The sequence below is a fragment of the Comamonas guangdongensis genome, assembly GCF_041079535.1.
Taxonomy (GTDB): Bacteria; Pseudomonadota; Gammaproteobacteria; order Burkholderiales; family Burkholderiaceae_C; genus Comamonas; species Comamonas guangdongensis.
Map to the genome: position 1 here is coordinate 73628 of NZ_JBFYGN010000012.1, position 14656 is coordinate 88283.

The window sequence follows — 14656 nt, forward strand, 5'->3', positions numbered from 1 at the left end:
GCTGCAGTGGCGCTTGAGGATTTTCAGGAACTGGTCAAGGACATGGTCTCCGACCAGGACGATGCGATCACCTCCGAAGTGCGCGACCGCGCCATTGACCAGGCCCGCATGCGCTACAGCGAAGACATGCCGCGCCTGGAGGTGGAAGAGGTGACCTGGTCCGCGACGGGCGTGTTCGGCCCGGTGCCCGCAGGCTGGACCGACAGCTCGGTCGTGAAAGCCGTGGAGTTTCCCGTGGGCAGGCGTCCCGCATCCCTGGTGTTTGCGGACGCTTACCGAACGGCCACGGGCTGGGGCCTTGAGAGCGAGAGGGCTCTGCCTGGCAGCGCCCTGGTGCGGGTGAGCTATCAACTGCCCCATGTGCTGGACGCCGGCTCCGACAGCATCCCCCAGCGCCACCGCCTGGCCGTGGCTTCGTTTGCCGCCCATCTGCTGTGCCAGCAACTGGCCACGCGCTTTGCCGGCGACCGCGAGACCACGATGGGCTCGGATATGTCCCGCACCGAAAGCCGCTCGCGCAACTATGCGGCCCGGGCCAAGGACTACCGCGCTGCCTATTTCGCGGGCATTGGCCTGCTGGACCCGGCCCTGCAGGACGCCGTTGCCGGCTCTGCGGTGTCGGCGGTCGTGAGCTGGCCTCGCCGCAACCCGCGCCATCGCCTGGTGAGTAGGGGCGGTGTATGAACCTCGACGTCAGCCTGGGCGACCTGACCGCCATCGAGCGAGGTCTGCGTGAGGCACCCGATTACAGCCGCCAGGTGCTGGAAGCCACCATGCACCAGGCCACGCTGCTGGTGCAGCGTGAATGGCAAGAGAACATGCCGCGCGTCAGCGGCCTCACGGCCCGCAGCATCACCAGCGATGTGGCCAGCACGCCGGCCGGTGTGCTGGGCATCGTGGGCAGCAGCCAGCCCTCGGCCCTGTTTATCGAACTGGGCACCAGGCCGCACATGCCACCGATCAAGGCCATTGAACCCTGGGTGAGGGATGTGCTGGGCATCCGCGAGCCCAAGGAAGTCAAACGCGTGGCCTTCCTGGTTGCCAGAAAGATTGCCCGCGAAGGCACCGAGCCCCAGCGGCCCATGGAGCGTGCAGTGCTGTCCACGCGCAGCCAGGTCATTGCCATGTTTGAGGCCGCAGCGGGCCAGATCCTCAACTTCATCACCGGAGGCAAGGCATGACCGCCGCCACTTTGTCTGCGGCCCGCAGCGCCTTGCTGGCCGTGCTGGCCACCGTGCCCGCCGTGGGCATTGTCCATTCGCGGGAGCGCTTTGCCGCCAGCGAGGCCGAGTTTCGCAAGCTCTATCAATACACCCCGGCGCAGGCCGAGGACGGTTTTGGCGTGGACCCGCATATCCGCGGCTGGTATGTGCGCCGCACAGCGACAGCCGAGGTCAATGCCAACGGCCGCATCCTGAACGAGCACCACTGGCTGATCCGGGGCTACATGGCTTTTAAAGACGCGGTGGAGAGCGAGCTGATCTTTGACGAGCTGGTCGAGCGCATCCGCGCTGCGGTGCGCGTCGATACCACGCTGGGCCTGCCAGGTCTGCTGGGTGGCTCCACTCAGCAGGAGCGCGGCGTGCAGGTGGCCAGTGCCGGCCCGGTGATGTTTGCCGGAGTGCTGTGCCACAGCGCCATGTTGGAGCTGAGCACGCGCAGCTGGGCCGAATGGAGGAAGCCATGAGACCCCGCACCCGCAAAGCCATGCCGGCCCAGCCGGCCATGGTTCTCATGACCCTGACCGCAGAGCACGAGCACCTGGGCGAATGGCTCCAGCCCGGCGCGGAGGTCTGCGTTCACCCCGATACCGCCCGGTGGCTTGAGGCCATGGAAGTCGCCGTTCCCGCTCAACCCGCCATCCAACCTGTCAACACAAAGGACTGACCCATGTCTGATGACGTCATCAAACGCATTTTTGCCCCTGCCGCCTTGGTCGGCCAGATCTATGCCCGTGAATACGGCAGCACGGCCGCGCCGCTGCCCATCGGCAACGTGCTGGCCGCAGAGCTGTCGCACAAGGAGGATGTGAAGAAGCAGCCCAATATGACCACGCTGGGCGGCGGCACCCATTCCGAGATCCGCCGCGTGACCGACGTGGAGCTGGCCATGACGCTGGCCGACATCAATCCCATCAACCTGGCGCGCGCCACGCAGGGCACAGTCAGCGGAGTGGAAAAGGGGCAGACCAGCAATGAATCGCTGACGGTCACCCGTGGTGGTCTGCTGCGTACCAAGCACTTGCAGCCCAGCAATGTGGTGCTGACCAAGGGGACCACGCAGGGCACGGCGACCGTGACCGACGAAGAGCACCTGAATGTGAAAAAGGGCGATCTGGTGCCCCTGGCCCATGGCAACGCCACCAATGTGTCCGTCCGCATCGGCGACAGCGTGGCCAGCGCCACGGCCTTGACCATGGCCGGCAACTACACCGTCACGGCTGCGGGCATTCAGATCGATGCCGCTGCGACCGACGTTACGGACGGCAAGGGTATCTGGGTGAGCTACAAATACCCGACCACAGGCGATGTGATCCCGGCCGCAGGCAACTACGACGTCCGTCCGGCCGGCATCTTTGTGCATCAGGACGCCGCAAGCCTGGCCGATGGCGACGAGGTCAAGGTTGCCTACTCCCACGTGGGCTATGCCGTGATCGAGGCGTTGACCACCAAGCCCAAGGAGCTGGAGATCATTCTGGAGGGCCTGAACGAAGCCGACGACGGGAAGCTGGCCATCGTGGAAATTTGGCGCGCCAGCCAGGGCGTGGCATCATCCATCGCGCTGCTGCAGGAAAGCGGCTTCATCAATTTGAAGGTGACCGGCACCGTCCTGATGGACTCCACCAAGGTGGGCGACGGCATCAGCAAGTACTACCGCGTGCGCAAGACCTGACGCCGCACCACACTCTTTAAAACACTAAGGCCAGCACTCGCTGGCCTTTTTTGTTGGCGCCCAAAAACCGACAGTGATGCCTGAGAGCCGCTTTCAAGCAGCGTCACCGCCTGGGGCCGAAAAACACCTGTAGCCCATTCCACAGGACATAGGCAGCGAGCAGGCCGTAGGCCACAAGTGCTAGTGCCATGCCCGCGCGCATAGACACCCCCGCGCCCACCAGGAAGGCGATGCATGCAATGAAGGCGATGAGACGTGGCATGCACCCATTGTAAGAATCCATGACAGATAAGCAAATCAGCCTTCAGATCGACGCCGGGGTCAGCGGACGCGAGTCCATCGTGGGCCTGGCTGACGATCTGGAGAATGTGGCCAAAGTCTTGGAAGGGGAGGTGGCCACCGAAGCCCGCACGGCGGCGGCCAGGCTGCGGGAGCTGGCCCAGCAGGACGCGGCGATCAGCGCCTTTACCAAGCTGGAGGCCGAAGCCAAGTCTTCTGCGGCCAGCTTGCGCCAGGCAGAGACCGAGGCCAAGAACTATCAGCGCCAGATCTCGGCGATGGGGCCGCCCACGGAAAAAGAGGCCGCAGCACTCAACCGGCTCAACGCCGCCGCCGATAGTGCCCGCTCATCCTTTGATCAGCAGAAGCAGGCACTTTCGGGGGCTCAGGCCGAACTGCAGCGCTTTGGCGTTGCTGGCCAGAATGCCCAGCAGGCGCAGCAGCGTCTGCGTCAGGAGGTCGAGCGGGTCCGCGATTCGGTCCACGCCTTGGCGCCGGCTCACCAGGCTGCGGCGGCCGGGGCTCAGGGCGCGGGCGCCAGCATGGTGCGCACGCACCGCCAGATTGGCGATGGCGTGGAGTCGATCAGCCAGCAATTGGCCCGGCTGCAGAAGTTCTACATGGGCCTGCAGTCCCTGCAAGGCTTTAAAAACATGGCCTTCGACCTGGCTGCGACCGCTGACCAGGCCAACAACCTGCAGGCGCGCCTCAAGCTGGTCACCGGGGAGGGCGAGAACTTCGCCAGGTCTTGGGAGGGTGTCTCGGAGGTCGCGCTGCGCACCCATAGCGCCCTGGAAGAGACCGGGGTTCTATTTACCCGTATCGCGCAGGCGGGCCGGGATGCGGGCCTGAGCGCTCAGCAAGCCAGCGTGCAGAGCCTGGGGCTGACGGAAACCATCAATCAGGCCATCCAGATCGGCGGTGCCAGTGCCGAGTCTTCCTCGGCCGCCATTACGCAGCTGATTCAGGGCCTGCAAAGCGGGGTGCTGCGCGGCGAGGAATTCAACAGCGTGATGGAGCAGGCGCCGCGCCTGGCTCGCGCTTTGGCCGATGGCTTGGGCGTGACCACGGGCGAGCTGCGCAAGATGGCCGAGTCCGGCCTGCTGACCACCCAGACGGTGATCGCCGCGCTGCAAGGCCAAAGCTCTGCCGTGGCCGCTGAGTTTCAGCGCCTGCCTCCTACCGTGGGCCGGGCCATGCAAGACCTGTCCACCCAGTGGACGCTGTATGTCCAGAAGGTCGACCAGGCCAACGGCGCCAGTGCGGCCGCAGCCAAGGCCATTCAACTGCTGGCCAATAACCTGCAGGGCGTTGCCGGCCTGCTCATGGACCTGGGCCAGGCGGCTGCCGCCTTTACCGCACTGCGCCTGGCGCAGCATTTTCTGGGCATTAGCCAAGCCACCCAGGCCGCAGCAGCAGGTATTGCAGCGGCCAATGCTCAGCTCGTGGCCACTCAGGCAGCGGCTGCTGGAGCTGCCGCCAGTACCGGCCGCTTTGCGGCCGTCATGGGCGGACTCAAGACCTTCACCTTGGTCGGTCTGGCGACCAATATCAAGGATATCGGCACCTGGCTGGGCGAGGCCACCGCCAAGCTCATGGGCTACAAAGATATGACGGAGGAGCTTGCAAAAGCCGAAAAGGCCGCTGCAGAAGTTTCTCGTGAGGCGGCTGCGGCGAGGGCGGCTGAAGCCCAGAAGACCCAACTGGCCGCCGACAAACTGTTTGACCTGTCCAAAGCCGCGCGCAATGCCGTTGCCGAATTCGAGCAGCTCACTAAATCGGGAAAAACCAGTGCGGATGCATTAAAGAGCGTCACCGATGGCTTTGATTTGAATAAGGTCCAAGGCATTAAGGATTTTGCTGCGACCCTGGACAAACTGGGCGAGACCGGAAAGATTGCTGCCGGTGAAGTGGAGGCGGCCTGGGCCAAGGCTTTATCGGGCAAGGATTTAGCGGTATTTGAAGCCAGAGCCCGCGCGGCATTTCTGGGCAGTACTCGTGAGGCAGAACGCCTTGCCCAATTAACCGAGGCGGTTTTGGTCGAGGCGGTCAAACGCGCAGGTCTTGAATATGACGTGCTCAAAGGCGGTATCGGTGCCGCTTCGCGTAGCGCGATTAATGATACCCAGGCCCTTATCGATCAAATGGGCAAACTCAAGCAGGAGGGTATCGACACCGGGCGCGTGCTCACGGCCAGTTTCAGCAAAGCCATTGAAGCGGCGGATAGTGAGGCTGCATTAAAAGCCGTTCGTGGGCAAATTGAATCGGTGCGCAGCGCTTTGGGCCAGCAGCTTACGGATGGGCTGCTTGACCAGGCTAAAAAGAAAGCGGATGCGCTCAAGGACGCACTGGACGCCGCCAAACCCGGTATCAACAGCGTGCGCGAAGCCCTCAAGCAGCTGGGCATTACCTCGGACGAAACGCTTAAAAAGACGGCTGCAGACGCTAAAGCCGCCTATGACGTGCTGCGCGACAGCGGCACGACCAGCGCTCGGGAGCTGAGCGAGGCCTTCAAGAAGTCAGCGGATGCTGCGATTGCCGCCAACAAAGGTATTGCGCCGTCCTGGGTCCAGGCCGAAGCCGCCATGCGTGGCTATGAGGTGGCGGTCGACAGCGCAGGCAAGGCCACGCTCAGGCTCAAGGGCGCGACCGATGATGCGGCGGGCTCGCATACCCGCGCCGCAAACGCCGTCGACCAGCACCGTACCGCTCTTGAGCGCCTGAATGCCGAGCGTGAGCGCGAAATTGCCTCTCAGGAAAAGGCAAACGAGCTGGCTACGCGAGAGCTGCAGCTCATGGAGGCCAAACGCAACGCCGGGACGATCAAAGGACTGGACGCCGTGCCTTCCTTTGAAAGCCAGGCCCAGGCCGATGCCTGGCTTGAAAAGAAGAAAGAGCAGTACCAGCGCGACAACCCGTTCTCTACCAACAGCCATGGCGCCCTGGGCAACCTGGGCTACGACTTGATGATGTTCGAGTGGGGCAGGGAAGTGGATGCCATGAACCTGCGCAACACCATGAAGGGCAACGGCAACGCCGAGACCTCCAGCAAGACCCCGCTGGAAGCCATGGTCTCGCGCCAGGTCTCCACCGTCAATCTGCAGATCAACGGCCAGCCCTACGGCCAGGTCAACACCGACCCTGCAGGCGGCGCCACGTTGACTCAGTACCTCAACGAGCTGGGCCGCCAGAAAGGGTCCTCCACATGATCACCCTCACATACAGCGGCGTCACGGCCCATATCAGCGACCGCCTGGACTGGCAGGACGAGTTTTCTTGGAGCCCGGTCGACCAGGCTACCAGCTACAGCACCACGGGCGCGCTGCTGGTCGACGTGGCTTTAAAGCAGGCCGGCCGCCCGATCACGCTCATGGGCACCGAGACCGCCGCCTGGATCACCCGCGCGCTCTGCGCAACGCTGCAGGCCTGGGCCGAGCTGCCCGGCATCGAGCTCACCCTGGTGCTGCGTGGCCAGGCCCGCCAGGTCATGTTCGACCACGCCCGTGGCGGCTTTGTGGGCCAGCCCGTTTTCAAGCTGCAGGACGGCGAAGAGTCCCCCGAGCAGCTCTATCTCCCGACTTTCCGTTTCATTGAGGTTTGACATGCCGATCCAGACAGGCGACGTAAAGCTGCTCAAGTCCGCGGTCATGAGCGACGCCCCCGAGGGTGGCGGCGCTCCCACGGGCGAGGCCATTCCCGACGGCGTGAGCAACGCCATATTCCCAGACATTTCGCAGCTCGACCGGGCCATCGGCCGTGTCAGCCTGCGCAAAGTGACCCTGGGCGTGCGCACCGACGACACCGATACCTACTTCGGCGCCAACGTGATCGTGGCCGATCCACCCAAAGACCCGCGCGTCAGCGTGACCCTGTTTCGTACGGGCCAGGCCTTCGACGTGCGCGGTGAAGCGATCCGGCGCGTGGAGGCCTATCTGAACAAAGGGCCGGAGTGGGCGGGCTATCTGTACGAGGGCCACCTCGCAGGCCAGCGCGTGATCCAGATCTTCCAGCGCGAGGCCGAGGCGCGGCCGGCCGTGGGCCAAACCCTGGTCATCATCCAGAACGAGGGCGCCGCCAATCAGATCGAGCAGTATGTGCGGGCTACCCGCGTGAGTTCCGTTGTCCGCATGTTCACTGACCCCAACGGCACCGACTACAAGGCCGCCATCGTCACCGTGGAGCTGAGCGACAAGCTGCGCACCGACTTCATCGGCTCGCCTGCTTCGCGCTTTTTCACGCGCGCGGCGAATGCCGCCCGGATTCGGGACACCGTGGTGGCCGATGCCGGCAGCTATGTGGGCGTCAGCCCCCTGGCCAGGGCCGCAGCGCTGGGCGACTTCACGGCCGTGGCCCGGTCGGTGTTCACGCAGCTGGTGCCCTCGGCCCAGACCGAGACACCGATCCCGGGCGGTATCCCTTACGCGATGGCCGGCCTGCCGGCCGCCGGCGCCGAAGAGGTGACCTTCACCACGACGCAGGCCTGGGACAACAACACCACGCTGGTGCTGCCGGGCGGCTGCCTGCCAAGCTCGCTCAAGATCCGTCTCGGCTCCGGCGCGCAGTTCACCGATGCGGCGGGCATGCTCATGTCGGGCACCCAGCAAGTGGGCACGGTCGACTACGCCAACGGCATCGTGGCCAGCAGCTCGGGCAACTATGCCGGCAGCAAGACCATCAGCTACCGGCCGGCTGCCTATATGCAGCGCATGCCGCAGTCCAGCGAGATCCGCATCACCCCCGAGACCCGCAGCCAGTCCTATGTGGGCTTCATCACGCCCACGGCCGCGCGTGGCACGCTGTCTTTCAGCTACCGCGCCCAGGGCCGCTGGTATGTGCTGTCGGACGCTGGCGACGGCTCCCTGCGCGGCATCGACTCCAGCTATGGCGCGGGCACCTATAACCCCGACACCGGCTCCTACGTCATCACCCTGGGCGCGCTGCCCGATGCGGGCAGCTCCATCATCATCGGATGGGGTGTCCCGACCCAAGAGACCGTGCATGCCGCCCTGGACATGCTGATCTCGCAGACGATTGCGCTGCAGCTGCCTGCGGGCCAGGCGCTGTATCCCGGGGCGTTCGACATCAAGTGGATGGATGGCACAACGCCGCGCGCGGCGACCGCCAACGCCGCCTGGCAGCTCCAGGGTGACGCGAGCGGCGAAGTGCGCGTCGGCCGCTCCGAAGTGCTGTTCGCGCCCAAGCTGCTGCCGGCCATCGGCACCGTGCTCGATGTGACGGTCGACACGGCCCCGGCCAACGAGGTGACCCTGGCCCATCCGTCCCGCAACGGGCAGGGGCGGCTGGCCGTGGCTGCCGGCGTGGGCGGCCTGGTGCCTTTTACGGTCCAGGTCGAGTGGAACACCATAACCGATCAGAGCGTGCTCGGCACTTACACCCGGGCCCAGCTCGCAGAGATGGGGGTCACCCTGGTGGACCCCACCCAGATCGCGCGCGACGATGGCGCGGGCAAGCTGATGCTGGGAACCCTGCAGGTCGGCACCGTGGACTATGCGGCCGGCACCATGGATTTTTTGCCGGACGTCACGATCCAGATCCCCAAGCCCCATTACTCGGCCAGCATGGTGAGTGGCAGCGGCGGTTTCTTTGCCGACGCCGCCAAGTACCGCCTCAATTACTCGGGCATCGAGTACATCAACGCGCCCTCGATCTACCCGAACGACGAAAGCGGCTACGTCAAGCTGCGGTTTCGGACCACGGGCAGCGCGACCCGCCACACATTGCAAGTGCAGTTTGCTCCCGAGTTCGCACTGGTCACGGGCGTGCAGGCGCCGGTCGTGCCGGGCTCGGTCGTCATGCTGCCGGCCAGCGGCCAACCCTGGAGCGATGACGGCCGTGGCACGCTGCGGGTGCTGACGCCGGCCGGCTTTGTGACGCGCGGCACGGTCAACTACGCAACCGGGCGCATTGCGCTCACATCCTGGACGCCGGGCAACGCCAATACCGTGCGCCGGGCCAGCTGCATCACGACCCTGGGCGATGCCATCTCCAGCGCCTACGTGTTCCGCACCGCATCGAGCCCGCTGCGCCCCGGTTCGCTGACCGTGCAAGTGCCCCGGGCCAGCGGCGGCGTGCAGAACGTCACTGCCGGCATCGACGGCACGATCTCCGCGGCTGGCGTCGTCGGCACCGTGGACTACGAGACCGGCCTGGTGCGCCTGGGGTTCGGCGTCCTGGTCAACGCGGCCGGCAACGCGGGCGAGCCCTGGTACGACCCGGCCAACGTGCAGCCGGACGGCAAAATCTTTAAACCCGCCCCGGTGGTCGCCAGCGCGCTGCGCTACTCGGCCGTGGCCTATAGCTACCTGCCGCTGGATGCGGACCTGCTGGGCATCGACCCGGTGCGCCTGCCCAGCGACGGCCGCGTGCCGATCTTTCGGCCGGGCGGCGTGGCCGTGGTGGGGCATACGGGGTCGATCACCGCCACCTTCGCCAATGACCAGACCGTGGACTGCGGCCGTGTGCGCCTGTCGCGGGTGCGCATTGTGGGAGCCGACGGCAAGGTCATCCACGGCGGCTACACCGCCAATCTGGAAGCCGGTACCGTGCATATCGTGGACGTGGCCACCTGGTCGCAGCCCGCGACCATCGAGCACCGCATCGAGGACATGGCCGTGGTGCGCGACGTGCAGATCAGCGGCGAGATCTCGTTTGCGAGCGCGCTCTCGCATCACTACCCGCTGGGCAGCTACATCTCCAGCGCCTTGACGGCCGGCTCGGGTGTGGCCAGCGACCTGTTTGCCCGCGTCAACGCGGTGTTTGACCAGCAGACCTGGGTGCCGACCTGGGCCGACGTGCCCCAGGGCGCCGATGCGCTGGCGTCCTTCAATGCGGCGCAGTACCCGATCAAGGTCACCAATCGCGGCGCCATCACGCAGCGCTGGGCACTGCGCTTTACCACGCCCACGGCCTTCGACGTCATCGGCGAGAACGTGGGCGTGATCGCCGTGGGCAACACCAGCACGGACTGCAAGCCGATCAATCCGGCCGAGGGCGTGCCTTATTTCGTGCTGCCCTGGCAGGGCTGGGGCAACAACTGGGCCGTGGGCAACGTGCTGCGCTTCAACACCGTGGAGGCCGGCATGCCGCTGTGGGTGGCCCGCACCGTCCAGCCCGGTCCCGAGACCGTCCCCGACGACACCTTCACGCTGCTCGGCCGTGGCGACGTGGACAACCCCAAACCCTAATCACTGGAGCACATTGCCATGCCCTACGGGACGCAGACCAAGTTTTTTACCTCCGACACGCCCGGCGCGCCGGCCCTGTATGCCGATGCCGGCGCCTATGTGGCGCTGCTCGATGCCGTGCTGGTCAACGGCTACGGCGCGGCCGTCATCAACCAGATCGTCGTGACCGATGGCATGGCCGTGGCCACGACCACGCTGGGCCACAAGTTCCGCAAATGGCAGGTGGCGCTCAATGCCGACGCCGGCCATGCCGGGCTCAATGGCGAATTCCGGATCATTGCGCTGACGGGCAGCTCCTACACCTTTGAGGCGGCTGGCGTGCCCAACGGCACCTACAACGGCGGCTCCACCAAGGTGGCCCCTCTGGGCTTCGAGATCCAGGCCACGGCCGCCAATCAGCGCATCTACCGCAGCAAAGACCCGCGCCGCAATGCCGTGAGCCTGTTTGTGGATGACACCAACACCGTCTCCGGGTGGAACACAGGTACCAACAAAGCGATGGCATCGGTGCGCCTGGTCAGCGACGTGATCGCCATCGACTCCTTTACCACCTTGGGTACTACCTGGTGGTACAAGTCTGCTGCTGTGTCTGGCACCGTCGCGCGCCCCTGGATCATCACGGGCGACGCCCTCGGTTTTTATTCGGCGGTGGATGTCATCGGTAACGGCATAGGGGTCGTCAGCAACCACTTCATACAGCTCAATACTCGGGCTGCAGGCGATCAGTACGCCACGATGCTGGAGGGCGCCGCACCATCTATCGATGCTCCTGCGACCAATATGAACGGGATCGGGGCGGCTGGCGGCAGCATGAACGCGATGAACAATGGCACTCGGATGATCGCCAGGGCATTGGCCCAAACGGGAGTTGCCATACCGATGCGCTATTTGGGCCTCGGGATGCAGAATCAGTACGCTGGCACCCCCTTTGGCTGGCTCACCAGTGGCAAGCGGTGGTTGTCAAATACCGTTCAAGGCGCCGGCTTGGATGCGGTCAATCCTGCGGACTCTGGATTCGTGCTTGGGCAGGCCATCATTGCAACGCATAGCCCGACGGGCTTGAATGATGGCGCCAACTTCACCGCGCGCGCCTTGATGCCTGGCCTGTATTCGGTACCTGCCGATATGTTGTGGCCAATGACGGTAACCCCGCTCGAAACACCCGCCGGTATGCCCCATTCCGTGTTGCTGCCGCTGCCCGCGCATATCGGATCGAACGGCAGTTACGGCGGTGGCAGCCCTAGCTTGGCGGGTATCGGTGGTTACTTTGTCGAGCTGGTGAAGGATTGGCGATGAGCGGTCCCGCGCTGCTGGTGGGGCCGGCCTTCTTGCCATTGCTGACGCCGCTGGATTTTTCTTCAAGCAAGCCGCGCATGTCCTTGTTTGGCTCTGCAGTGCTGATCAAGCCGCTGCTCAGTGGTGCCGGTGGTCTGGGCCATATCGCGTCGACCGTCGAGAAACAGGAGGCCGAAGACCCCGCGCCCCTGCCGATTGCGCGCCGCGTGCTGCTGTTCCTGGAGCCCACCATGCAACTGGTGGCCGAGACCGTGAGCAATGCCGATACCGGCGCCTATCGCTTCGACGGCCTCAATCCCGATGCCCGGTTCACGGTCGTGGCGCTGGACCATCTGCACAAGTTCCGCGGCGTGCTGGCCGACAACCTGGCGCCGACACGATGAGCGGATTGCGCGTCACGCCCAGGCACCGGCTGGAGCGGCTCAAGGCCACGCTGGCGGACATCAATGCCGGGCCGAATCCTGCCCGTATCGAGCTGTTCGACGGCCTGCTACCCAGCGCCCCGGATGCGGTGACCAGTGCCCGTCTGCTGGCCGTGATCACCCTGCAGCTGCCTGCCGGAGAGATCGTGAGCAACGCGCTGCACCTGGTGCCGGCCGGTGACGGCATGGCCGTACTGACCGGCGTGGTCGGCTGGGGCCGCCTGGTCAACGGCGCGGGCGAGATCGTCTGCGACGGCCTGTGCACGGCGTCCAATGGCGACGGCCCCTTCCGACTATCGGCCCTGCAGCTCTATGCAGGCGGCGCCGTGCGCCTGGTCTCGGCCATCATGGGGTGATCGATGACGGACGCCCGCCTGATCTTTAAACGCAAGCCGGCCACAGACGGCCGGCTGGTGTTTGGTTTGAACGACAGTGGCGAGGTCGGGGTGCCTGGCGTCGATCTGTCGCTCGATGGCGAGCTGCCCGAGCTGACCCTGGTGTGCGACATGGCATACGACAGCCGCGCGCAGCGGCCCATGGTGAGCAGCACGGTCGCGCCCTGGCGGTCCACCGACGAGCTTCAGGCCGGGATTGCCTCCGGCATGCAGGGCACGATACGCAGTCCGGCCGGCTGGCAGGCCCGGTGGCAGACGGCCCAGGCCCAGCCCGAGGGCACGGAGGCCCGCCAGGCCGGCACGCTGCGACCGGGCGACATGGCCACGGCCGCGCGCCATCAGGACGGCGAGCCCCTGCAGACCTCGGCGGCCGTACAGGCGCAGTCGGCATTGCGCTCGGATATCGACCTGCAGGCCCGCCACCAGGTGGCGGCGCATATGCAGCGCCAGGCCGAGCTGCCGCACCAGGATGGACTGCACGACCGCTTTGCGCTGCAACGCGTGCGCCACCAGGTGGCTCTGCCGCTGGTCGCGGGCTTGGCCACGGACTTCCAGAGCGCGTTGCCATGGCTGCTGGGCATCGCCAGCCGCTGGCAAGAGGCGGTGCCGCCACCGCCCGGCATCAGCAAACGGCCGGGGCCTCCGGTTGACCCCGAGCCGCCCATTGACCGCTGCTATGTGCCAGATCCGCACCTGGTGTTTGGTGCGGCTGCGGTCCGCAATGGCCGGCTGATTTTTGTTTGTGAGTGCAAGGACGACGGCCCTGGTGCCCTGATCGTCGCTCCGACACGAAAGGCTTATATCGTGCTCAATCAAGTCATGCTCACCTGCCTGGACACGGGCGTGGAGCTGCAGGCCCTGGCTTTCAGCATGTCCCTCGACTTCAATTCATGGACCTGGACCTGGAGCGCCTCGCTGCACAAGGATGCGGCCCATCACCTCGGCCGGGACGCCCAGGGTGACCCCGCCGTGGTGCTGGCCGTCGTCAATGGCGTGCCGTTCAAGCTGCGCCTGGAGCGCACCGGCCGTGACCGCCGCTTCATGCCCCAGGAGCGCTGGGCAGTCTCCGGCCGAGGGCTGGCGGCCGTGATCAGTGAGCCTTGGGGTAAGCGCCTGCCATTCGGCAATCCTGGCCAACTGCTGACCGCCCAGCAGCTCGCGGTCGAGGCGCTCAAGATCAACGGCGTGTCCATCGGCTGGGGCGTGGACTGGAAGCTGGAAGACTGGGTCGTGCCGGCCGGGGCCTGGGCCATGCAAGGCAGCTACATCGACGCGATCAACGACATTGCGTCGGCTGCGGGCGGCTATGTCCAGCCACACAACACAGAACAGATCCTGCGCATCCTGCCTAAGTACCCCACGGCGCCCTGGGCCTGGGGCGACGTGGTGCCCGACTTCGAGATCCCGGCCGCTGCGGCCGAGGTCGAGGGCACCGAGTTCATGGACAAGCCGATCTACAACCGCGTCTTTGTGGGCGGCATCAGTGCCGGCGTCTTCGGCCCCGTCACGCGGGCCGGCACGGCCGGCGAGCTGATCGCGCCCCAGGCCACACATGCCCTGATCACGGACGCGACCGCCCAGCGTCAGCGCGGCCTAGCCGAATTGGCCGACACTGGCCGCCAGGCTCATGTTTCCCTCTCGATGCAGGTGCTGCCGGAGACCGGCGTGATCCTGCCGGGCCAGTTCGTGCGCTACAAGGGGCCGGAGACGGTCATGGGCATCGTGCGGTCGACGGCGATCAACTGGGCAGCGCCCAGGCTGCGCCAGGTGCTGGAGGTCGAGACCCATGCCTAACCTCTACAAGCAGTTCATGGATCTGCAGCCACCCAAGCCGCTCATGGTGGGGACGGTGGAATATGTGATCGGCGGCGTGGCCACCGTGAAGCTGCCAGGCGGCGCCATGGTCCAGGCGCGTGGCCAAGCCGCTGCGGGCCTGCGGGTGTTTGTGCGGGACGGTGCTATCGAAGGGCCGGCTCCCGAACTGACCTACACCGAAGGGGAGGTGTAGCCATGTAGCGCCACGAAAAAAGAACGGGCGACTTTGCCAGGTGCTGTAACACCCAGCAAAGCCCCAACTGCAGAACACACCTGCAAGCCGGCAAGGCCCGCTCACCCTGTACAGAGCGGCGCTGAGCCTACCAGAGTTTTAAAGGTTTAAAGGCTTGCA

14 protein-coding genes are annotated in these 14656 nt (G+C 65.5%); 13 read left to right on the top strand and 1 reads right to left on the bottom strand.

The features are described 5' to 3' along the window. Positions 1-6 precede the first annotated feature (6 nt). The 5 genes from AB6724_RS12295 to AB6724_RS12315 are packed head-to-tail and all read left to right on the top strand — an operon-like array spanning position 7 to position 2892. Entirely contained in the window at positions 7-684 is a 678-nt protein-coding gene (locus AB6724_RS12295) for a hypothetical protein (RefSeq protein WP_369338810.1), read from the top strand. Then, positions 681-1181: a hypothetical protein gene (locus AB6724_RS12300; RefSeq protein WP_369338811.1), complete on the top strand. Its 501-nt coding sequence runs from the start codon at positions 681-683 to the stop codon at positions 1179-1181. The genes AB6724_RS12295 and AB6724_RS12300 overlap by 4 nt, the downstream gene beginning before the upstream one ends. Then, positions 1178-1687, top strand: coding sequence for a hypothetical protein (locus AB6724_RS12305; RefSeq protein WP_369338812.1), 510 nt, complete (start codon positions 1178-1180; stop codon positions 1685-1687). Before AB6724_RS12300 ends, AB6724_RS12305 begins: the two co-directional genes overlap by 4 nt. Then, positions 1684-1887 (top strand): DUF7210 family protein, encoded by a 204-nt coding sequence (locus AB6724_RS12310; RefSeq protein ID WP_369338813.1) that lies wholly within the window; start codon positions 1684-1686, stop codon positions 1885-1887. Before AB6724_RS12305 ends, AB6724_RS12310 begins: the two co-directional genes overlap by 4 nt. Before the next feature lie 3 nt (positions 1888-1890). Further along, a complete protein-coding gene (locus tag AB6724_RS12315) occupies positions 1891-2892 on the top strand; it encodes a hypothetical protein (protein WP_369338814.1) in 1002 nt (333 codons plus the stop codon). A 626-nt stretch (positions 2893-3518) separates the two neighbouring features. Here AB6724_RS12315 and AB6724_RS12320 read toward each other — a convergent pair. Then, a complete protein-coding gene (locus tag AB6724_RS12320; protein WP_369338815.1) occupies positions 3519-3812 on the bottom strand; it encodes a hypothetical protein in 294 nt (97 codons plus the stop codon). Here AB6724_RS12320 and AB6724_RS12325 point away from each other — a divergent pair. Genes AB6724_RS12325 through AB6724_RS12360 form a run of 8 tightly spaced genes read left to right on the top strand, consistent with a single transcriptional unit; the run spans position 3792 to position 14497 of the window. Beyond that, positions 3792-6380 carry a tape measure protein gene (locus AB6724_RS12325; RefSeq protein WP_369338816.1) on the top strand — a complete coding sequence of 863 codons (2589 nt, stop codon included), beginning with the start codon at positions 3792-3794 and terminating at the stop codon, positions 6378-6380. The two genes, AB6724_RS12320 and AB6724_RS12325, sit on opposite strands and share 21 nt — an antisense overlap. Further along, positions 6377-6772, top strand: coding sequence for a hypothetical protein (locus AB6724_RS12330; RefSeq protein ID WP_369338817.1), 396 nt, complete (start codon positions 6377-6379; stop codon positions 6770-6772). Before AB6724_RS12325 ends, AB6724_RS12330 begins: the two co-directional genes overlap by 4 nt. A gap of 1 nt (position 6773) precedes the next feature. After that, complete coding sequence (locus tag AB6724_RS12335) at positions 6774-10376, top strand: hypothetical protein (protein ID WP_369338818.1); 3603 nt, start codon at positions 6774-6776, stop codon at positions 10374-10376. An 18-nt stretch (positions 10377-10394) separates the two neighbouring features. Continuing rightward, complete coding sequence (locus AB6724_RS12340; protein WP_369338819.1) at positions 10395-11672, top strand: hypothetical protein; 1278 nt, start codon at positions 10395-10397, stop codon at positions 11670-11672. Further along, a complete protein-coding gene (locus AB6724_RS12345; RefSeq protein ID WP_369338820.1) occupies positions 11669-12055 on the top strand; it encodes a hypothetical protein in 387 nt (128 codons plus the stop codon). Before AB6724_RS12340 ends, AB6724_RS12345 begins: the two co-directional genes overlap by 4 nt. Continuing rightward, entirely contained in the window at positions 12052-12450 is a 399-nt protein-coding gene (locus AB6724_RS12350) for a hypothetical protein (RefSeq protein ID WP_369338821.1), read from the top strand. Before AB6724_RS12345 ends, AB6724_RS12350 begins: the two co-directional genes overlap by 4 nt. Before the next feature lie 3 nt (positions 12451-12453). Further along, positions 12454-14283, top strand: a complete 1830-nt coding sequence (locus tag AB6724_RS12355; protein ID WP_369338822.1) for a hypothetical protein — start codon at positions 12454-12456, stop codon at positions 14281-14283. Beyond that, positions 14276-14497: a hypothetical protein gene (locus AB6724_RS12360; protein ID WP_369338823.1), complete on the top strand. Its 222-nt coding sequence runs from the start codon at positions 14276-14278 to the stop codon at positions 14495-14497. The genes AB6724_RS12355 and AB6724_RS12360 overlap by 8 nt, the downstream gene beginning before the upstream one ends. Positions 14498-14656 lie beyond the last annotated feature (159 nt).